The following is a 21,073-nucleotide window of genomic DNA, read 5'->3' as shown; positions in this document are numbered from 1 at the left end:
CAACGTGTTGTATAATGTCATTGTATAGATTCACTATTTGGTCATCAACCATCAGATTTTTAATATCTGTCGTATAATCAATTCAACAGAAAATGGAGGTTAACAATGAATAAGCAACCTGAAATTACGGAAAAAACAAGGCAGACATTTATAAATGTATTCTGTGATTTATATTGCCGAAAACCAATCGAAAAGATATCCATTCAAGAGATTGCTAACCAATCAGGATATAATCGGAGTACATTTTATCAATACTTTACAGATATCTATGATCTTTTGGACTGCGTTGAAGAACGTATGTTGAAATCGATCAAGGAGGAAATGGCAGGAAGAGAGTTTTCTACACATACTATCCAAGATGCACTTCAATGCTTGGAAAATGCAGAGGAAATTTCAGTTCTTAAAGCTGTATTGGGCGACTATGGTTCTGTTCATTTTGTGGAACGCTTGAAAAGAGAAATTCCCTTTGAGCGATTGATTATGGATTTTTCAACAGATGATGTCTTGGCACCCTACATCATTGAGTTTTACATATCAACATTAATATCTATGTTTCGTCTTTGGATACACAGAGACAAAGATCTATCGTCGGAGGAATTGATCAAGCTGATCGATAGTCTATTTTCAAAGGGGATAACACCGTATCATATCTTTGGCACGGTCAATCCGCAACGCTCTGGTGTGTAGCGATGATGGTTAGAAAGCTAAAGATAAACAAAAAGGGGTCGGGAATTACAAATTCTCGAACCCCTTTTTTGTCTTTGTTTCAATACCATCCATTAACTGTAGTAGTTTAAAACTCCCCATCATCCCAGGCGGTAATTAATACACATGCACATCCGTACCAAGCACGGATTTGTTTTGTACGGTATTACCGGATAGGTACACCTTTTGCAGATCAGGCACCTTACTTAGAGTCTCGATATTGGAAATGGCATTGTTCTCGAGATGAAGCTCAAGTTCCATGTCCCTCCGATTTCCATTTGCAACTCAGCACAAATCATTCGTTCAGGCGATTTTATTATAGGGAGAACCGCTATTCAATGCTGAATATTGTCGATCCAACACATAGACATCATAAATTTTGCTTTTTTCCACTTTGCAATAAAGATGGAATCTGATAGGATAAGTTTATAAATACGATGGTTTTAGTGAGGATTAAAAAGGAGGCCGCCTTGCCATGCAAGAATTAACACATCTGGATCAACTTGAGGCTGAAGCGATATACATTATCAGAGAAGTAGCAGCGGAGTGCGAGAAACCGGTCATGTTGTATTCCGTCGGCAAGGACAGCTCGGTCATGTTGCACTTGGCCCTAAAGGCTTTCTACCCCGAGAAGCCGCCGTTCCCATTCATGCATATCGATACAACCTGGAAATTCAAGGAAATGATTGAGTTCCGCGACCGAAAGGCGAAGGAATTTGGTATCGAGATGATCGTGCACTCAAATGAAGAGGCTATTCAACAAGGAATTAACCCCTTCGACCATGGTTCCGCATATACCGACATTATGAAAACCACAGCCCTGAAGCAGGGATTGGACAAATACGGATTCACGGTTGCGTTCGGTGGCGGAAGACGTGATGAGGAGAAGTCGCGTGCGAAGGAGCGGATTTTCTCGTTCCGGAACAAGAATCACTCGTGGGACCCGAAGAACCAACGTCCGGAGATGTGGAAGCTATTCAATACGCGAATCAACAAGGGAGAGAGCATTCGAGTCTTTCCGCTGTCCAACTGGACTGAGAAGGATATCTGGCAATACATTCGTCGGGAGAACATCGATATCGTTCCGCTTTACTCCGCCGACGTAAGACCGATCGTTAATCGTGACGGGCATATCATCATGGTGGATGACGAGCGGATAAAGCTTGAGCCTGGCGAGAAGGTAGAGATGAAGAAGATTCGCTTCCGCACGTTGGGTTGTTACCCGCTCACGGGCGGAGTCGAGTCCGATGCCGTTACGCTGGATGAGATCATTGAGGAGACATTGGGTGCGTTATCTTCCGAACGGACCAGTCGGGTTATCGATCAAGAAGCGGCGGGAAGCATGGAACGACGCAAACGGGAGGGCTATTTCTAACATGAAGAGTCTACTTAAATTCATTACCTGCGGAAGTGTGGATGATGGCAAGTCCACGCTGATCGGACATATGCTCTATGAGGCCAAACTGCTGTTTGCCGATCAAGAACGCGCGCTTGAGCTCGATAGTCGATTGGGAAGCCGAGGCGGCAAAATCGACTACTCGCTGCTCTTGGATGGTTTGCTGGCCGAACGCGAACAAGGGATTACCATTGATGTGGCATATCGTTATTTTACGACGTCTCATCGTTCCTTCATCGTGGCGGACACACCTGGACACGAAGAGTATACGCGCAACATGGCTGTAGGCGCTTCCTTTGCCGATCTAGCCATCATTCTGGTGGACGCTACCAAAGGCATCATTACCCAGACCAAACGCCATGCACGGATCTGCGCCCTGATGGGGATCAAGCATCTCGTATTGGCTGTGAACAAGATGGACCTGGTCGGCTTCGATCAGAGGACGTTCGAGGCAATCAAGGAAGAGTTCATCCAAACGACGGCCGAATTCCAAATCAAGAGCATTCAGGTCATTCCCGTGTCCGCTACGGAAGGGGACAACATTACAACCCAGTCGCCGAATGCACCCTGGTACGAGGGGTTAGCTTTATTGCCGTATTTGGAAAGTATAGATGTTCATACTACCGATGATACGAAGCCTTTCATGATGCCAGTTCAGCGTGTAAGCAGACCGGACCATACGTTCCGTGGGTTCCAGGGCCAGATCGAGGCTGGAAAGATTTCGGTCGGAGACGAACTCATGACTCTGCCAAGTCGGGAGAAAGCCAAGGTTAAGCGGATTTTGGTGACGGACCAAGCTCAAGATTCGGCTTATGCTGGCCAACCAGTTACGATACAACTGGACCGCGAAGTTGATGTCTCGCGGGGTTGCGTGCTCACGATGGACAATCAAGTCCAAGAAGCTGACAGCTTTGCTTCTACAATCCTGTGGATGGACGATTCCGTCCTGACTCCGGGCAAGCATTATTGGGTAAAGGTCGGAACGAAGACTCTTCCAGGCACTGTAACGGCGATTACCCATAAAATTGACATTAACACGGGCCATACCGTTCCGGCCGATCAAATTGTTAAGAACGAATTGGCCAAGTGTGAATTCACGCTGTCGGATCAGATCGTCTTCGATTCCTTTGAACACAACAAGAGCATCGGAGGTTTTATCCTCATTGATCGTGTCACCAACATGACCTCTGCTTGCGGAGTCATCGATCAAGCTCTGAAGGGAGAAAGCCGATATGCCACGCTGGATACGGGGATCACGAGAGATGTTCGCGCCCAGCAGAAAGGACAATCTCCGCTCACGGTATGGTTTGCTGGCTCGGATACGGTAGCTCTCGCCAAGGAAGTGGAGAAGCGACTAATGTCATCCGGTTACCATACGATGCTGCTTGAGAGCGTCAGTGGAGAAACGCTCCGCGGAACGGCAGAGATGGCAAAGGTGTTGAACGACGCCGGCCTGATCTCACTGGTATCCCATGATTCTATCAGTGCGGGCGAACTTGAGACAGCTCGAGAAATCATCGGGGGCAAAGGATTTATCGAAGTTAACGCGGACGAGATCGGCGGAATGTCCATCCAGGATGCCGCGAAATCCGTGGTTAAACGAGTCGTGCAATCCGTTATCGATCACAGTCCTTCAAATAACTACGACATTTAATAAGCATGTCCGATAAAGCGGTTGCCGATTAGGCAGCCGCTTGTTTGTTTCGTCAAGATCCCTTTGTATGGGGAGACTGATCTATGGATGCCAACATCACCCGTGCTGAGGTTGCAGCTATCGTCCAAAGAATATGGAAGGCTTCTGACTTGACTTAAAACACCGAAAGGGTTCCCCCATGCAGGAAGAAATGCATAAGGGGAACCCCTTTTTGTCTTTGTTTTAATACCATCCATGTTAGTCTAAAACTGGCCAACATCCGAGGCGGTAATTAATAGACGTGCACATCCGTACCAAGCACGGATTTGTTTTGGACGGAATTACCGGAGAGATACACCTTTTTCAGATCAGGCAGTTGGCTTAGGGTCTCGATATTGGAAATGGCATTATTCTCGAGATGAAGTGTTTCTATGGCCTGCCAGTTACTCATGAATTCGAGAGAAGCCAAATTGCTGTCTTGCAGAGTAAAGGAACGTAGAGCAGACATGCTGGCAAAGTAAGCCATCATCTGGTCAACTTCAGTAACAGAGGTATTGTTTATGCTGAAATACGGCTGCTCTAAGGTCAAATGTTCAAGTACGCTGTTCTCGGCTGCTGCCTTTTGTTCAAAGTTCAGCCTGCACTCGGAGCACATCAGAGATTTCACCTGCTTCAAACGAAATAAAGCATCGCTCTCCTGAAATAGTGACGAGTCGTAAATGCTTAGAGCCTCTAGGCTGGACAAGCCATCCAAGGCGCCCAGACGGGTTATTTCATCGATCTCCCAGAGCGAGAGTTGCTCCAGTTTTGGGAATTTCCCCAGAGCAGCCAAGTTCAATTCCCCACTTCCGCCACGGAGCGTCAGACTGGTTGTAGCCGGGGCCTTTAGCCCGGGGAGAAAAGAGCTTGGAATTTCCACTCGCTCTACTTTAGGCAATGTCAGCACTTCTGCATTCTCGTAGTAACCGGACAACGTTAATTTCCGCAGAGAGGGCAGACTGTTTATGGCCTTTACCGAACTAAGCTGACTTAGAGAAGCCAGACGTAGTGAAGTAATGGAGGCCTTGCCGTCCAAGGGCTCCAGGCTTGAGAAGTTTACGCTTTCGAGATCAAGCGTTTGTAGAGCAGGCATATTTTGTACAAAGTCGATAGACTTTACATTTGTTAAAAAGGATAGCTGAAGCTCCTGAAGCTGGGTCAAGGCGTACAGCGGTTGCAGGTCTGTGGTTTCACTGTATTGTATAGATAAGGATGACAGCCCGGTCATGGAGGACAACCATCCCAGTTCATCGACAAAGGTGAGCGACAGGGACTTGAGCGGCAGCTTGTTCAACAGAAAGAAATCTGTTACGGATTCATCCACATAGGTAATGGATAACGAGCTCAGATTAGGAAACTCCAGCAGCATGGCCAATTCCTGATTGCTGCGAAGCTGAGTGGAAAGCTCCGTAATTTTAGTTTTGTCGCCAAAGTAGCCCGAAAATTTGCTGAAGGATTCGTTAAAAGCACCTCCGTAACTTTTTAATCCGGACATATGGGCCAAAGTGGTTTGATCCGTCTGGGAGATTTCATAGGTATTCGTCAGATCGAGTGCCGTCAGTCCCGTAAAGGCTTCAAAATCCCGCTGATCGATCTCCTGGTTATTCAGTTTCTTGTCCTGAGTCACATAAGTGATTTTCTCAGCCTGTTCATCGCTGAAGGGGTCGGAGAAGCTGTATGTAAACTCCCACTGGTCATTATCCGAATAATCTACAGTTAAGTAACGAATACGAGCAAGTTCATCCTCAGTCGGCAGGGCAGTCCCTTTATCGAAGATATCTCGCAAAAAGGAGAGCAGAACCTCGCTTTCAGGCATCTTTCGCACAGGCAGTTTGGCTTCTGTTGGTGAATGAGTAGAGCTGACATTGGAGTACACATAAGTACCGATGGCACCGGTTAACACCAGTATCAGTATAAGTAAAAGCTTTACGGAGACAGCCTGCTTCGGCGTTGCCTTGGGAGGAGTTCCATGGTAATGATTAATCGTCTGGTCCACGTAATAGACATTATTTTGCTTCAATAGAAGCTCTGTTTCACAATAAGGGCACTTTAGAATTTCACCCTCTTTGTATTCAATTCGTCCGTTGCAATTGGGACAGTTTAACGGAATAAACGCCACAAATGTCCTCTCCTTCGTTATGATGTTCATCAATTTATGCCAAACGGTCATCTGACTTCATTATACCTTGTGAATTTACGTTTGATGAGAGAAAGAAGTTTCACATAACGAAGGAGCAGGGAAATCCTGCTCCTTTTGATCTTTTTTAGGTATGGCTGAGGGAAGGTATGATTAAATAAATCATTAAGCGATTGAAGTAATCGGATGTTTAACATGCACTGGGTAGAGATGATCCCCAGGGGTTCTTACAAATAAGCCGTCATTGGTGAGGGTACTTTTTAGAACGAGATGTTCTGTTGGATCTGGTGTGAAATGGAAGGTTATTGTCTCCGTATACTCATCTGCAATCTTATTCAAGATATCTTTCATATTTATTTCGTTTAAGCTAACAACGTCGAAGAGCTCAATATGATTGTCTTCTTTCTGATAAATAACGATGACGTTTTCATCTTTTAAGTAATTAATATCATTACTAAAGACATTCAGGCAATAAAACATGAGTATGCCATGCGTCTGGGCGGTTCCGAAATGCCGAGAAACAGGCAATCTTTCCGATGCGAATTTTTGAATAAGATGTAAATCATCCGCGTTAGTAACATTGAGTTTCCGAAGGTTCGCAGGTTTGGGTGATTTTTTTGCCGTATAATCCATTGAAAAAAGATGTTCTTCCACCGGCTTAAAACCAAACTTGGGGTAAAAATCAAGCACCGATTCATTGGCAAAAAGGTACATGCAATCGTATTTGTTCTCGTATTCCTGTAAGACTTTGTTCATTAAACGTGTAGAGAGTCCTTTCCCCTGATAATCAGGATGGGTCATCACCGTGCCGATTTGAATCGCCTTTTTCTTCTCTCCGTGAATAATGAGTTCAAGGATGTTAACGGAAACGTTGGCAATCACCTGGTCCCCATCGACATATGAATAAGGGACGTAACCCTCGCCCCAGTACCCTTGTTGATACCAATTTTCAAAATCAATATCAAAAGTCTCGGCAGCAAGCTCGAAAAAACTCTTGCGCAGTACTTCATTGTTTTTATAATTCTTCATAAATATTAATTCTTGCATGGTATTCTCCCCTTAACCCTCAATAGTAACTACTAATATGACCATGCCGTAACTGCAATTAAGTCAGTAATCTGGTATTCACTATTCAAAGTCTTGGTTCATTAATCTAAGGCAAAATGCACGACTGCGCTATATAACATTTTGGTGCGAACAGGATCAAACGTTACTTGATGTTGGACTTGCTTCACACGCAGCATTAATGCCTTATTGATTTCAATACGTTCTTCGATCGCTCGCGCCAGTTCATGAAAGTCATAAGCCTGCAAGCATTCGACTTTATCTTTGATTATATCCAGTGAAATTTCCATATATCATTCAGGCCTCCTTAAAATCTCGATTTGCAGGTTAAAAGCCTGTCGAGCTTCATTTTAGAGGAGCTTTTCCAGTTCGGCAAGTGCAATCGGGCTGAAAATCTAATAAAGACGTGATAAAATCGGGAAAGGGCAATTTTGAGATCATCGAACGTTCAATAATCTGAAGGTCTAATGGAAGTAGTAACAGATACTGCTGTTTGAAGGAAGTTCATTTGCATGGTATAAGTGAAGAAGAAGCTAGGACACCATAATGTGAATTGCAACGAAACTGCGAATGATCATGTAAATGATAGGCCAGCAGTTGCATGAGTTACGAGTTTACTATTTTAACTATTAATGAGGACAAAGACTGTCCTGGAATGTATAGAGGAGCTTTTGAGATGACAAAGGAAAATTTTTGGCGTGAATTGCCGCGACCATTTTTTATACTGGCACCCATGGAAGATGTGACGGATGTTGTGTTTCGGCATGTCGTAAGTGAAGCGGGCAGACCGGATGTGTTTTTTACGGAGTTTGCGAACACAGAGAGTTATTGTCACCCGGAGGGGCACCATAGTGTGCGTGGACGGTTGACGTTTACAGCGGATGAACAGCCGATTGTGGCTCATATCTGGGGAGATAAACCGGAATTCTTTCGTGAGATGAGTATCGGTATGGCGAGGGAAGGCTTTAAAGGTATCGATATTAATATGGGCTGTCCTGTAGCGAATGTGGCGGAGAATGGAAAAGGAAGCGGCTTGATCTGCCGCCCGGCTCTTGCGGCGGAGATTATTCAGGCGGCAAAAGCCGGGGGCCTGCCGGTCAGTGTAAAAACGCGTCTCGGATTTACGGAAGTCGACGAATGGCGCGACTGGTTGACTCATATTTTGCAACAGGACATTGTGAATTTGTCCATTCACTTGCGGACGAGAGAAGAAATGAGCAAGGTAGACGCTCACTGGGAACTGATTCCGGAGATTAAGCAGCTTCGTGATGAGATCGCTCCTAATACACTTCTGACGATTAACGGGGATATTCCGGACCGTGAGACAGGCCTTAGACTCGCGGAGCAATATGGTGTGGATGGCATTATGATTGGACGCGGTATTTTCCAGAATCCGTTTGCGTTTGAGAAGGAGCCGAAAGAACACAGCAGTGAGGAATTGCTTGATCTGCTACGGCTGCATCTGGATCTCCATGATCAATATTCAGGACAGGCGCCACGTTCGTTCAGCGCGCTTGCCCGTTTCTTTAAAGTCTATGTCCGCGGATTTCGAGGAGCTAGTGAACTCAGAAACAGCCTAATGAACGCCAAGTCGACAAGTGAAGTTCGTACGCTGCTCCATGAATTTGGAAATAGGGATCAAGTTGAGGCGGAGGAACGTGGGATTTAAGTTTCCGGGTTCGGAGAAAGAACGGACGGAGCGTAAAGCTTTTCTCGATTTGATAAAATGTTTGAAGTGGAAAATAGTGATTGTACTACGTGCCATTGGTGGATTGTAAAAAAGAAACGGGAGCTATTCCGTTTCTTTTTTTAGGTGTTGCGAACACTCATAACATCACCAACTGGATTAATCCAATTGTGATCAACATGAGACTTCCCTTTGTGTGGCTGTGTTATAATTTTTAAAATGATCGCCGCAATACGTGCGGTAGGCTTTTGATAATAGGAGGATCTATGTCCTGGAGTAAACTTAAGCAACAATTAGAGAGTTTTCTTAGTCCCGCGTTAATTGGAAAAGTGGAGTATCGTGCAACCAGCTATCGCTATGCCCCTGATAAATCAGGCAATTGTTACATTACCGTAGATCAAAAGAACATCCTGAATATGAGTGATACTTCAACGCCGATCCGTTGGTATCAGACGGAACAGGAGATTAAGAACGACCCTAACATTCTCATTCCTGTAAGTGAAGATGAGATTGAAGTTATCCGGCAAGAGTCCAAAGGCAATATCCCCGAGGATCGATTGCATATCATGGCAAGGAGCAGAAAAATCTCCGTACATGCCAAAGCGCTTTTGGCGGCACAGGCTGCACTCAGTAAATCAAATTTTACCGTTGCAGCTACCACATATTTATCTACTTCTATAGAAGATAATCTGGAGAGCAATGATATCTTGTTTAATATTCTGGCTTTAATGGACAGACGGGTTGGCAAAAAACGAATTCTGAACATGTCCGAGCAGATCAAATTAAAACATCCAGCGGTGCAATATTTCTATGAACTGCGTCGTCGTACGGTGTGAAATTTAAATAACTTGTCATGGATAGAGATACACTGTGAACTCAATGAAATCTGCTAACAAGTGGGTATAGCTTTTAACTATAACCAGTTATGGTTTTTAAGTATCCCTTCTAACTGCTCTCGGCGTGATATGATCATGGTATACAACGAGGGGGTAATTTACATGACTGACAAGTTCCAGATCGTAGGAAGTTTATTGCGGCCGGAAGAGCTGCTGAAATATAAAACGCAAATTGAACATAACGATGATATCCAATATCCGTTCTATGAAAACTACGAAGGATATGAGAAGTGCGAGACGGAGGCTATCAAACAAGTTGTAGCCAAGGAGATCGAACATAACTTGTCCGTTGTTACCGATGGCGAATTCTCCAAATCGATGTGGCATCTGGACTTTGTATGGGGATTTGGCGGTGTGAAGCGTTACATCGCGGATCATGGCTATTTCTTCAGAGATGTGGACGGAACTTCGAAGTATGAAACACGCAAAGATATCGGACTGCGCATCACGGACAAATTAAGCGGAAAAAATCATCATTTCATTCAATTGTTCCAACAACTGCAAGACACGGCGGGTGACCAGCAAACGAAACTTTGCGTACCATCGCCATCCCATATTTTCGGTGAACTCTCCTGGTCAGATAACATTGGGGGTACAGATTCCGTTTATCAGAACAAACAGGAGCTCAAAGAGGGCCTTGTAATCGCTTATAAGGAATTCGTCGAAGAATTCGCTGCAGTGGGCGGTAAAATTCTGCAATTCGATGATTGCTTGTGGGAACTGTTTGCAGACGACAATCCGAACTCTCCATTTACAGGGGAGCATATTAATCAAGATGAAGTACAGGGTCTCGCTACCGAATTTATTGACATTAACAATACCGTGATTGACTTTGGTCATAGCCTTGGCTTGAAAATGTGGACACATAACTGCCGCGGCAATTATGATTCCCGCAACATGGGCGGTGGATCATATGTGAAAATCGCCAATTTGTTCCTGAAGCAATTGAAGTATGATCGTTTCTTCCTGGAGTGGGATGATGATCGTGCGGGTTCACTTGAAGCGTTGGAAGTGTTTAAGGACAGACCTGAAACAGAAGTGGTATTAGGTTTGCTTTCATCCAAAACAAGTACACTCGATGATGAAGCACGTGTTGTCCGTTTGCTGGACGAAGCATCGAAAATTATCGATAAGGATCGGCTGCTGCTGTCTCATCAATGCGGTTTTGCATCCTGCGATGGCGGTAATGAATTAAGCGAAGCTCAGCAATGGGCGAAGATTGATCAGGGGCAGAAGATTGCGAAGCAATATTGGGGCAGCACCGTCTAAAATTCAAGCTGAATATATTGTGACCTTATAAACACATTGCTCGATCAATAGTGTTCTGTGCGATAATAAACGGCGACTTTTCCTCTGGAATCTATCCATGGAGAAGCCGCCGTATTTGTTGTGGAACGTACATGTGGGTACGTTCTCATTTCTATAACTTTTTTAAACTAATGATGAGGCTTGTTATTCTTTATTTTTGTAATTCACGCTGTGCGAGCCATTCCTTTTTCAACAAAGCATATTGATACGTATTCTCGTATTTCGGTGTGCCGTCCTCATTTTTGACAAATGAAATGAACTCCAAAAAAAGACCTTCCCGGCGCATGCCCAGCTTCTCACATAGTTTCTGGGAACGGAAGTTATCATCCTCGACATAGGCGTACAGTCTTCTTATTCCCTGTTCCATAAAGAGATGCTCGATGAAAGCATTAGCGCTTTCACTTGCGTACCCCTTCCCTTCGAATCTTCCATTAAAATTCCAACCAATACTGTACGTATCTGAATTCGAATCCTTATCTGTATCAGGATTCCGATCTTCCCTCATGCCAAACAGCTCACCGATCAGCTCGTTACTGTCTTTCAGGCAGACTGCGATTTGGGAATCGTCATTGCTTCTTTTTGCGACCTCCGCCGCTGCGTCTTCCAGTGTTGAAATTCGGTGATCCATAAAGCAATTCACTCTGGGATTTGCTGTGTATTCCAACAGTCCGGCTGCGTCTGTTACGGTGAAATTTCGCAGGATTAATCGATTGGTTTCAAGGTTTTGCATGAAATATACCTCCAGTGTTCATATCAATAGATTAACTTTGTTCGTATTGTATTTCTTTTTATTCTACCAAACACACTAATCTTTACTATAGCTGGGTGTAGCTTTGGGTTTGGCTTTGGTTCTGATTCTGTCAGACCGGGAGAACAACCCCACCAATTTCTCCCTATAGATATAACCGAGCACGAACCCGATCACAGCGATAACAGAAATACTAATGGCGATCGTATATTGTTGCATATGAATGGTGGACCCCACGGCGGCAGATGCAATGATCCATGGCAGCCGACCGACGATAAGGATCATGAAGAACTTAAACGAACGAATTGAGGTAAGAGCGGCAACAAACACAAGCATGTCTTTGGGCAAGCCGGGAATCACGAAAAAGATGAATAAAAAAGCGGAGAACTTCTTTTCATCATGAATAAATGACATCCACTTATTATTTTTCTTTTGCAGCAGCCGTGAAATATAAGCCCGACCGATAAAACGAGTGAAATAAAAGGCGATCGCTGAGCCTAGTATCAAACCTACAGTTGTATACAATGAACCAATGGTTGTACCGTAAATATATCCGCCTGCGATTTGTACCACTTCTCCTGGAATAGGTGCAACCACGATCTGAAGAATCTGAAATAAAATAAACATGACCGGACCCCAATGTCCGGTTGAATGAATATATTCTCTGAAGTTGTCCATGGAAGACATGATTTTAATAATGGCAGGAGAATAATAGACCAGCAGACCAATGGACAACATTATGAATAGACCCAACAATAAGTTAATCATTACTTTTTTTGAAGGTTGTGGCATAGCTGACGACCCCTTTGTATAGTAACCTCTAGATATTTACAGTATAAGTCGAAGTTCTTAAGAGATACCTACATAACTTCTGAAGAATTCTTAAGTCGATTGTATTTGCTGGTAGTCGCTAATAGCGCATATTATACTGAAATTAGACGGAGGGATCAGATGAGCAAGAAAATTCTAATTGCTGATGATAACAGCGAAATTCGTGAAATTGTAAGGATATTATTAGAGAGCGAGAATTATGAAGTGATTGAAGCGATAGATGGTCAAGATGCGATTGATAAAGTAAACGAAGAGACGGATCTCATTATCTTGGATATGATGATGCCCAATAAATCAGGTTTGAAGGCTTGTCTGGAGATTCGTGAACAAACAAGCGCACCGATCCTGTTTCTCACGGCGAAAACGCAGGATTCTGACAAACAATTGGCCTTTTCTTCCGGCAGTGATGACTTCTTGTCCAAACCCTTCTCTTATACAGAACTCGTTTCAAGGGTGAAGGCCTTACTACGGAGGTATTATGTTTATCGGGGCAAAGAGAAGACTGAAGAAACAGATCAAATTATCGTTAAAGATCTTACCGTCCATCAGGATTCAAAAGCCGTGTTTGTTGGGAAGAAGGAAATTGCTCTAACTGAAATTGAATACCAGATTTTGCTGCTGCTGGCTAAGAAGCGACGAAAGGTATTCTCAGCGGAAAATATATATGAGAGTGTTTGGGGGCAACCCTACTTTTATACATGTAATAACACGGTGATGGTTCATATTCGTAATTTGAGAGGCAAACTGGAGGATGACCCGCAGAACCCTAAATATGTGAAGACCGTTTGGGGGAAGGGGTACAAAATTGAATAGATTACTAATGGGGAAAAAGCTGAAGATTAAACTGGTTCTGGCGGTTGTCATTTCTTTGATCATTGCCACAAGTGCTTTCGTTATTTTACAAATTGTTGGCGAAACGGTATTGGATAGTTATTTAAGCAAATCCACTTTTGTAGAGAACAGGCAGCAAGATGCGCTTGAACGATTCGAAGCGTTCGTGAACAATCAGAACGTGTCAACACGAGATCATGAGCAATTGTCTGATTGGATAAGTCATGAGCGCTACTTAAATCTGTATATTTTTGCAAAAGAAAAGTTGATATTTTCCTCCAACACGGAGATTGATCCTGCCATTAACGAGGAGCTGTTAACTCAATTTGTACCATCGAAAATACCCATCACCACCATCCATTTTGCGGATCAGGATGCCCAAATATATTTGGTTGGCTTTTATGAGTATCAATATTACAACCTCATTCTGATTATTGGTGTTTTCATAGCAGCTATCGTGTTCATCGTTTCCTTTCTACTGATAATTAATAGGAAAACGTCGTATATTGGCCTGCTTGAACAAGAGATCAAAATACTTGAAGGTGGAAATTTGGAATATTCGATTACGGTATCGGGAAAGGATGAACTGTCATCTTTGGCCCAGAGTATAGATGAGATGAGGAAATCTTTTGTGGAGCGGCTCGGCAGCGAGGAGAGGGTTAGGATGGCCAACCGCGAATTGATCACGGCGATTTCCCATGATTTACGAACGCCACTCACGATTCTATTAGGGTATATGGATATCATAGAGCTCAACAAGTATAAAACACATGAGGATCTGTTGCAGTATATTCATAATAGCCGGGAGAAGGCCTATCAGATCAAAGTGCTGTCGGACAAACTATTTGAGTATTTCACGGTATCCTCTGCCGCTCAAGAAGAGGCAATAGAATTTGAAAGGTATGAGGGCAGAGCGCTTATCGATCAACTCATCGATGAACAATTAGTGGTTTTAAACGATATCGATGTGCAGGTTCAGACAGATGCACATCATGAGGAGTTTTTACTTGAACTCAATCTGATCGCCATGCGTCGCGTAATGGATAACATATTTTCAAATATTCGAAAATACGCCGATCCAGTGTTTCCCGTTCATATCCAGATTTCTTTGAAGCAACAATGGGTCACTCTTGAGGTGGAGAATAAGATTAAACGTGTTGGCAAAAAGAAAGATAGCAACGAAATTGGGCTCGTTAGTTGTCAGAAAATGATCGAACAGCACAATGGGACGTTGAAGGTGTCACAGGAAGAAGATACGTTTTCACTACAAATTACGCTACCTGTCATCTCCAATAAACCAACACAGACTCATATATAATGGGAAAAGAGAGATGTTATTGTATTAAAAGAGCCATGCATTCGCATGGCTCTTACGATATCGTCAGAAGGCAAGCCTCATGTCTCAAACAACAGGTGCACTCTGTTTCTTGAAATATTGTTCAATGAGAAACGAGAGCATTGGTCCAGGCTCAGCCTGCTGTAATTGAGACTGATCACCAAATTCCATGAGATACGGCTGTTCCGTAGTACAAGGAATCCAATGAGGCATCCGTTTTCCGGTGGCATCTGAACCGTTCGGGTCACCTGTAGCAATAAAATTGGATAAATAATTGCACATCTGGCGGGCCAGATCATAATGTTTGCCCGTGAAAGGTCGCCAGCACTTGGCCAGTGTCTCGAAGAAAAACCACAGATCGACGGAGTGGAAGGTTCCCGGCTGGTCCCATCCCGGAATCTCGGCGTCAAAGTTATAATAATAAAGAGGCATCTCAGACGCATGACCGCTGTTCGCGCGGATGGCGAGCAGAATGGCATGTTGGATCATGCGTACTGATGCTTGTTGCAAAGCCTGCTCGATTTGGCCGGTCTCGGTCTCACATAGCTGCAAAAAGGCAGGAGCATCCTCGCCGAACAGCTCAACAGCCATCTGTTTCAGTTCTTCCAGATTGGCTGCGGCGGGACGGGTCCAGAATTCGGAAGATGTATGCCCCAGCATGACGGGGATTGCCTCGCGCTCCTGCTGAACAAAACGAGTAAACGGATCGCCTGCGCAGAATTGATCGTCGATGACGGTTCCCCAGAAGCTTTTGTATTCGAGTGCTTTGTCACGGAGAAATTCAGCATCCAGTTGTCTCGCTTCTGCAAGGGAAGATAAGCCCAGGAAGTCGAAAAATGCAACCCCGGCCTGCTCAGCTTCCCGCAGTGTGGAACGGACAGAAGGCACGCGGACTTTCGGGTACAACTCCGTAGCCATGCCGCTCATAATGACGGCTCGCTGGAACAAGCCCTTATTTTGCGGAGAGGTCATCTGGCTGAGTACACTTCCTCCGCCTGCCGACTGTCCACCGATGGTGATCTGGTCCGGATCACCACCAAAGGCGGCAATGTTGCGTTTGACCCACTGCGTGCCTGCTTGTTGATCGAGATGACCGAAGTTGGCGGGTGCATGGGGAGATTCGGTGCTAATCTCGGGATGACACAGGAAACCAAAGGCATTCAGTCGATAATTAATCGTTACAACGACAATACCTCTGCGAGCGATTCGCTCGCCATCAAATTCCATTTCGGCCGTATGGCCAACCTGTAGGCCCCCGCCAAAGTACCAGACAAAGACAGGCAACTTCTCGTCCGTGCGCTTGGCGGGTGTCCAGACATTCAGATACAGACAATCTTCGTCCATGGGCAGGTCAGGATCAACGGCCCATTCGCGGGTGTAGATATTGTTATCATCGATGACTGTTGGGGCTTGCATGGAGATAGGGGCAAAATCGAAAGCTTGCAGTACACCGACCCAGTTCGGCTGCGGCTGTGGAGCACGCCAGCGATTCTCACCTACAGGAGGCGCGGCAAAAGGAATTCCTTTGAAGCTGGTAATCCGCGGGTCCGCCGCAGGCAGTCCTTGCACTTGTCCATGTTCTACCGTAACCATTCTAAGCATAACAACAATCTCCTCTCTGGATTTAGGTTGTAAGCGTTACCGAACATCTGATTAACGATATGAAGATAAACCGAACGCGAGAACCGAGTAGCTGTAGAAATGGGGGAATCAAGGTTGAATCCGATTTGGCATGAGAGTAACAGAGCCAGTAATTTGTATTTTATCAGCGGTGGTCACAAGCCAGCTAATTCTCATCAATGGGGGCCAGGCGTGCGTGACGTTTATGCGCTGCATTATATTATCCGCGGTCAAGGGACGCTGGAGACGGGCGGCCGCGTATTTCGGTTAGTCACGGGGGAAAGCTTTATCATATTTCCGCAAAAGGAGATTTATTATTATCCAGACCCGCAAGATCCATGGGAGTATGTCTGGGTGGAGTTTAGCGGTGAGGATGCCGGACGGTTGCTGGGGCTAACGCAGCTTTCAGAAGTACAACCCGTAGTGACGGTCTCACCGGAGACACTGCAGCCTTTTTATCACCTTGCCTGGAACGCAGGTGCATCATCCTATGAATTGCTGCGGGCGGATGCGCGTTTGCGTCTGCTGTTATCCTACTATATGGAATATTATCCGAAGGAGCCGGAGGTAAACGCCAAGGACTACGTCTGGCTGACTAGAAAGTACATCGAGCAGAACTACTGGAAGCCGACATTGACCGTCACGGAGATCGTAAAGGCAGTCAATCTGGAGCGCAGCTATTTGTTTCGTCTGTTTAAAGGAGCAACCGGCAAGTCTGTTTTGGAGTATATGACATCCTGTCGAATCGGGCGCGCCTGTGAATTGCTGAAGACGTCGGGTCTGCCGATTCAATCGGTAGCCTACTCCGTCGGCTACAATGATCCGTTATATTTTTCCAAAGTATTCAAGAAAGTAACTTCACATACGCCAACAGCGTACATGATGCTGCACCGGACGAAGGCACACCGTTAACGGAACAGGGCACAGTTCCCGGACTCTCGAAAATAACGAATCAGCTTCTCAATAGGCTCGCGTCCACAGTTCAGCTTCACTCCGAGACAATCAATGCATTGAAATTGCCGGGCAGAGATCGAGATCAATTTAAGGTAGATGCCCACATCATCTGAAGATAGCGGAACCTGACAGGAGGTGCACAGGCGATGTTGAGCCATCTATTTCACCAGTTTGGCCCGAACGACAAGACAATCATGTGCTGCGACAACCGGAGCGAAGCGTTCACGGAACACGCCAAGCTCTTGATGTTCCCAGCAGTCATACAGTGACAGCGCATAACCCGCAGCGTAAGGCAGACCCATATCCCAAAATTGCAAAGATAATTCCCGCTGGCTGTCACTCAGGTTGAAGAAGCCAATAGCTAGATCACCATCTGTAAGTACCTTCACCAGCATAAATACATCGTCTGTGTGAAACCATTGCGGCTCTGGTTTAATGCGGTAAGCTCCGCGCGCTTCTACATCCTGATTGATGGCAAGCAGGTCAGGATTCAGAAGAATATCTTTGGTAATCTGGTTAGCCTTGCGCACGTCGCATCCGATCATTAATGGAGAACCCATCATGGACCAGAGGGAGAAGTGGGTTTTATATTCGATGTCGTTGCATCCGCCGATACTGCCAATATAATCATTGTTGCTTCCACCGTACATCCCAACGATTAGCATATCCATGTCATTATGGCAGAAGGAGCCGGTGTAGCTTTGTTTCCCCAATTGAGACAGGGCAAGTTCCTTTACTGAGTCCCAGTTGTCGCGGATATCGCCAGTGGAGCGATACATGTGGGCACCCGATTCCCGAATCCAGTCGTATACGTCGTCAGCTCCCCAGTTGCAGGCGGAGAACAGGATATCCCGTCCGCAGTTTTTGAGCGCCAGGCTCATCCGTTTGTACAGCAGCTCTCCTGAGATATGTCGTGGCTTGAAGCAGTAATCATATTTCAAATAGTCAACGCCCCATTCGGCAAAAAGGGCAGCATCCTGGAATTCATGCTCAAAGCTACCTGGATACCCAGCACAAGTATGCGTACCCACGCATGAATACATGCCGAACTTCAAGCCTTTGCTATGGATATAATCAGATAGCGCTCTCATTCCGCTGGGGAACTTCTCCGGGTCAGCTACCAGATTGCCACTTGCATCCCGTTCCTTCAGGCTCCAGCAATCATCAATGACGATATACTCGTAGCCAGCGGCCAGATAACCTTCCGATACAAACACATCAGCGACATCCCGAATTAATTGTTCATTAATATCCCACGTAAAGGTATTCCACGAATTCCAGCCCAGCGCAGGGGCAAAGCCTAATACTTGATTGTTGCTCATGATCTCGCATCCTTCCTCTCCTCAGTTTCACGATACTAAACTGAACATAAACGATGAGCGACGTTTCCTGCCATAGCTTAACGTTGCTTGGACATGGACATATGTTGCTCAGCTGTGCTGGGGGAATGATTGCTTCAATCCAGACTTTGGGCAGGTATTCAGAAGTGGTGGGTAGAAGCATTAAGGAAGGAAAAATGTCTATCTGCACAGAATTTATGCTATCTTTTCAGGAATCTGTGGGGAATGATACTATGAATACTATGATCGGTAATCATGCTCGAACAGGATAATGTGTGATTTTCCATCGGCTGTTCGTTAAACATAAGTTTCTGTTTGATATGATCAGATATATAAATTATAGGATGGGGAGGGTCACCAAATGAATCTGGATGAAGTGATGCAAGAGCTGGAAGCGCTGGGTAAAGAACGAACGAAAAAAATCTACATCTCCAATGGTGCGCATGAACCGCTATTTGGCGTGGCAACCGGGGCGATGAAACCAATGGCGAAGCGGATCAAAAAGGATCAACCTTTGGCGGAGCAACTCTACGCGACGGGCAATTATGATGCAATGTACTTTGCAGGCGTGATTGCGGATCCTGAAGTGATGACGGAGGCTGATTTTGACCGTTGGATCGATGCTGCTTATTTTTACATGATCTCTGACTTCATCGTTGCCGTCACGCTGGCAGAGACGGATATTGCTCAAGAAGTTTCGGATAAGTGGATTGCGAGCGGAGATGAGCTCAAAATGTCAGCAGGATGGAGCTGTTACTGTTGGTTGCTCGGCAGTCGAAAGGATAGTGAGTTTTCTGAGAATAAACTGACGGAGATGCTGGAACAGGTAAAAAGGACGATTCACGAATCTCTGGAACGAACGAAATACTCGATGAACAACTTCCTGTATACCGTTGCAACATCCTATCAACCGTTGCACGATCTGGCGGTAGAGACGGCCAAGGCGGTGGGACCTGTCGAAGTGAATAAGGACATGCCAAAGAGCAAGCTGCTGAATGCCTCTGAGAATATTCAAAAGTCAGTGGATAAAGGGCGGGTAGGCTTTAAGCGTAAATATGTTAGATGTTAACTGTAATCAAATTAATATGTGTTTTTAAAAGACGTAGGATAATCATCCTACGTCTTATTTTATAATTACTCGATATAAACAGGCAGGAAGGACTAGATAAATCGTCGAATATTCTGGGAAAGGAACATGTTTTATTTTACAGGTCTGAGGGTGAGATTTTACTTAGTATTTTCGTTAAAAAAATTCTGTAATCATGTTTCGTTATCACCAATTTTTTCTTTAAAAGGAGGACTAAGAATGACATGGACAAAATATATGATAATGTCAATCGGTTTATAACAAATAATGAATCTTTTGACCTTTTAAATTCCAAACTCAATGAGTTCAATCCATTCAAGATAATGAAGATTGATAAATTTGAAATAAGACACTCTAATATCCTAGCGTGGCTCCTAAGTCCAAGTGAAAACCACTTCTTGAACGATATGGTATTAAAAAAAATAATTACTGAAATAATATGCAGAGATATCGATATTAAAAACCATAGTATGCAAGTAACAGATGTTTTATTAAGCAGCTTTCATGATGTTGAAGTATTACGAGAATGGAGAAATATTGATATTATTGTTATCTCAAAGAGCAATGAGTTTGTCCTTTTTATTGAGAATAAAGTACATGCTCGATTAGGGAGCCATCAGTTAGAGAAGTACATAAATTTAGTTAAGGATAATTACCCCAACATCAAGCACGTTATTCCTGTTTTTCTTACTTTGAACGGAGAGGAATCGCCTCACCCAGAATATTATAGCCTAGGACATTCAGATATATTGAGACTGTTAAATTCGTTGTTAGTCCTTAATAAGGAAAATATGAATTCTAAGATATATGATTTTATTAGTTATTACATAAGGACATTGGAGGTGCTTACTTTGGAGGATGAACAACTTATAAAACTTTGTCGTGATATTTATAAGCATCATGGAGAAGCGATAGAGACGATTATTAAATATGGGTATGTTTCTAATTCGACACTTAACCAAGCAACTGAAGTTTTAAAACCTGAGCTAAATTGTATTGGGTATCATGAAGACCGAGATTTTCATCTAAGAGATAAAGAATATTGGTTTATCCCAAAATCGTTAGACTCAATCCTTCCTCGTTTAGTAACAAAATGGAGATCTCCAAGACCGGTTAGCTATTTCTTTGCTGCTGAGGATAATAGTTTGCGCCTCATCCTCGAGGTGGGACCGATAGCGAACTTACATATAAGGAATGCCTTCTTAAATTATATTAACAGTCAGGATAGTAATAAAATTTTTTCAATAAGGACCAGTGCCTTGAATAAGTTAGATGGTAAGTATACGAGGATTCGTACCAAGAGTGTAAAAGTGGATGACTGGACGGATAGCGAACATGTAGTTGAACGTATGAGAGTATTATTAGAAAAGGTATTTAAATATAACGAAGTTAATGCCCTATTAGTTACGTTATTAAACGAATTTCAACTGGGAAAACCAAATGAAACTATTTAATCGAAG

Annotated in this window: 20 protein-coding genes; 11 read left to right on the top strand and 9 right to left on the bottom strand. The window is 44.3% G+C overall.

All coding sequences use genetic code 11. The features are described 5' to 3' along the window. Nucleotides 1–105 precede the first annotated feature (105 nt). Complete coding sequence (locus MKY73_RS25770; protein WP_339304126.1) at nucleotides 106–687, top strand: TetR/AcrR family transcriptional regulator; 582 nt, start codon at nucleotides 106–108, stop codon at nucleotides 685–687. Nucleotides 688–822: 135 nt separating this feature from the next. Here the strand turns inward: MKY73_RS25770 and MKY73_RS25765 are convergent, their stop codons facing one another. Further along, entirely contained in the window at nucleotides 823–966 is a 144-nt protein-coding gene (locus tag MKY73_RS25765) for a leucine-rich repeat domain-containing protein (protein WP_339304124.1), read from the bottom strand. A 214-nt stretch (nucleotides 967–1,180) separates the two neighbouring features. On the opposite strand from MKY73_RS25765, the gene cysD reads away from it, so the two are divergent. Further along, nucleotides 1,181–2,080, top strand: coding sequence for a sulfate adenylyltransferase subunit CysD (cysD, locus tag MKY73_RS25760; RefSeq protein WP_253430176.1), 900 nt, complete (start codon nucleotides 1,181–1,183; stop codon nucleotides 2,078–2,080). A 1-nt stretch (nucleotide 2,081) separates the two neighbouring features. Continuing rightward, nucleotides 2,082–3,755: a GTP-binding protein gene (locus MKY73_RS25755; RefSeq protein ID WP_339304122.1), complete on the top strand. Its 1,674-nt coding sequence runs from the start codon at nucleotides 2,082–2,084 to the stop codon at nucleotides 3,753–3,755. 271 nt (nucleotides 3,756–4,026) lie between these two features. Here MKY73_RS25755 and MKY73_RS25750 read toward each other — a convergent pair whose 3' ends face one another. The 3 genes from MKY73_RS25750 to MKY73_RS25740 form a co-directional block, all read right to left on the bottom strand. Continuing rightward, nucleotides 4,027–5,892 (bottom strand): leucine-rich repeat domain-containing protein, encoded by a 1,866-nt coding sequence (locus MKY73_RS25750; RefSeq protein ID WP_339304121.1) that lies wholly within the window; start codon nucleotides 5,890–5,892, stop codon nucleotides 4,027–4,029. Between the two features lie 183 nt (nucleotides 5,893–6,075). Next, nucleotides 6,076–6,957 carry a GNAT family N-acetyltransferase gene (locus tag MKY73_RS25745; protein WP_339304119.1) on the bottom strand — a complete coding sequence of 294 codons (882 nt, stop codon included), beginning with the start codon at nucleotides 6,955–6,957 and terminating at the stop codon, nucleotides 6,076–6,078. A 101-nt stretch (nucleotides 6,958–7,058) separates the two neighbouring features. Next, complete coding sequence (locus MKY73_RS25740; protein WP_339304117.1) at nucleotides 7,059–7,265, bottom strand: DUF2536 family protein; 207 nt, start codon at nucleotides 7,263–7,265, stop codon at nucleotides 7,059–7,061. Between the two features lie 386 nt (nucleotides 7,266–7,651). Between MKY73_RS25740 and MKY73_RS25735 the strand changes: the two genes are divergently transcribed. The 3 genes from MKY73_RS25735 to MKY73_RS25725 all read left to right on the top strand — a co-directional run bounded on the left by MKY73_RS25735 (nucleotide 7,652) and on the right by MKY73_RS25725 (nucleotide 10,827). Continuing rightward, entirely contained in the window at nucleotides 7,652–8,644 is a 993-nt protein-coding gene (locus MKY73_RS25735; RefSeq protein WP_339304116.1) for a tRNA-dihydrouridine synthase, read from the top strand. Between the two features lie 284 nt (nucleotides 8,645–8,928). Then, nucleotides 8,929–9,498 carry a hypothetical protein gene (locus MKY73_RS25730; protein WP_339304115.1) on the top strand — a complete coding sequence of 190 codons (570 nt, stop codon included), beginning with the start codon at nucleotides 8,929–8,931 and terminating at the stop codon, nucleotides 9,496–9,498. 162 nt (nucleotides 9,499–9,660) lie between these two features. Then, nucleotides 9,661–10,827 (top strand): cobalamin-independent methionine synthase II family protein, encoded by a 1,167-nt coding sequence (locus MKY73_RS25725; protein ID WP_339304114.1) that lies wholly within the window; start codon nucleotides 9,661–9,663, stop codon nucleotides 10,825–10,827. A 190-nt stretch (nucleotides 10,828–11,017) separates the two neighbouring features. Here MKY73_RS25725 and MKY73_RS25720 read toward each other — a convergent pair whose 3' ends face one another. Then, nucleotides 11,018–11,596 carry a GNAT family N-acetyltransferase gene (locus MKY73_RS25720; protein WP_339304112.1) on the bottom strand — a complete coding sequence of 193 codons (579 nt, stop codon included), beginning with the start codon at nucleotides 11,594–11,596 and terminating at the stop codon, nucleotides 11,018–11,020. 75 nt (nucleotides 11,597–11,671) lie between these two features. Continuing rightward, nucleotides 11,672–12,406, bottom strand: a complete 735-nt coding sequence (locus tag MKY73_RS25715) for a TVP38/TMEM64 family protein (RefSeq protein WP_339304110.1) — start codon at nucleotides 12,404–12,406, stop codon at nucleotides 11,672–11,674. 159 nt (nucleotides 12,407–12,565) lie between these two features. Here MKY73_RS25715 and MKY73_RS25710 point away from each other — a divergent pair, with 159 nt between their 5' ends. Both MKY73_RS25710 and MKY73_RS25705 read left to right on the top strand, forming a co-directional pair. Then, nucleotides 12,566–13,258: a response regulator transcription factor gene (locus tag MKY73_RS25710; RefSeq protein ID WP_339239549.1), complete on the top strand. Its 693-nt coding sequence runs from the start codon at nucleotides 12,566–12,568 to the stop codon at nucleotides 13,256–13,258. After that, nucleotides 13,251–14,594, top strand: a complete 1,344-nt coding sequence (locus tag MKY73_RS25705) for a HAMP domain-containing sensor histidine kinase (RefSeq protein ID WP_339304108.1) — start codon at nucleotides 13,251–13,253, stop codon at nucleotides 14,592–14,594. Before MKY73_RS25710 ends, MKY73_RS25705 begins: the two co-directional genes overlap by 8 nt. 84 nt (nucleotides 14,595–14,678) lie before the next feature. Here MKY73_RS25705 and MKY73_RS25700 read toward each other — a convergent pair whose 3' ends face one another. Then, nucleotides 14,679–16,214, bottom strand: a complete 1,536-nt coding sequence (locus MKY73_RS25700) for a carboxylesterase family protein (protein ID WP_339304106.1) — start codon at nucleotides 16,212–16,214, stop codon at nucleotides 14,679–14,681. 114 nt (nucleotides 16,215–16,328) lie between these two features. Here MKY73_RS25700 and MKY73_RS25695 point away from each other — a divergent pair, with 114 nt between their 5' ends. Next, entirely contained in the window at nucleotides 16,329–17,144 is an 816-nt protein-coding gene (locus MKY73_RS25695) for an AraC family transcriptional regulator (protein ID WP_339304104.1), read from the top strand. Here the strand turns inward: MKY73_RS25695 and MKY73_RS25690 are convergent. Further along, nucleotides 17,141–17,344 (bottom strand): hypothetical protein, encoded by a 204-nt coding sequence (locus tag MKY73_RS25690; RefSeq protein WP_339304103.1) that lies wholly within the window; start codon nucleotides 17,342–17,344, stop codon nucleotides 17,141–17,143. The two genes, MKY73_RS25695 and MKY73_RS25690, sit on opposite strands and share 4 nt — an antisense overlap. Continuing rightward, nucleotides 17,345–18,508: a glycoside hydrolase family 27 protein gene (locus MKY73_RS25685; protein ID WP_339304101.1), complete on the bottom strand. Its 1,164-nt coding sequence runs from the start codon at nucleotides 18,506–18,508 to the stop codon at nucleotides 17,345–17,347. 379 nt (nucleotides 18,509–18,887) lie between these two features. Between MKY73_RS25685 and MKY73_RS25680 the strand changes: the two genes are divergently transcribed. After that, entirely contained in the window at nucleotides 18,888–19,595 is a 708-nt protein-coding gene (locus MKY73_RS25680; RefSeq protein WP_339304099.1) for a DNA alkylation repair protein, read from the top strand. Nucleotides 19,596–19,837: 242 nt separating this feature from the next. Beyond that, complete coding sequence (locus MKY73_RS25675) at nucleotides 19,838–21,067, top strand: PD-(D/E)XK nuclease family protein (RefSeq protein ID WP_339304097.1); 1,230 nt, start codon at nucleotides 19,838–19,840, stop codon at nucleotides 21,065–21,067. Nucleotides 21,068–21,073 lie beyond the last annotated feature (6 nt).

The sequence above is a fragment of the Paenibacillus sp. FSL R5-0519 genome (genome assembly GCF_037974275.1).
In the GTDB taxonomy this organism is placed as follows: Bacteria; Bacillota; Bacilli; order Paenibacillales; family Paenibacillaceae; genus Paenibacillus.
This window is presented reverse-complemented; position numbering and strand designations above follow the sequence as displayed.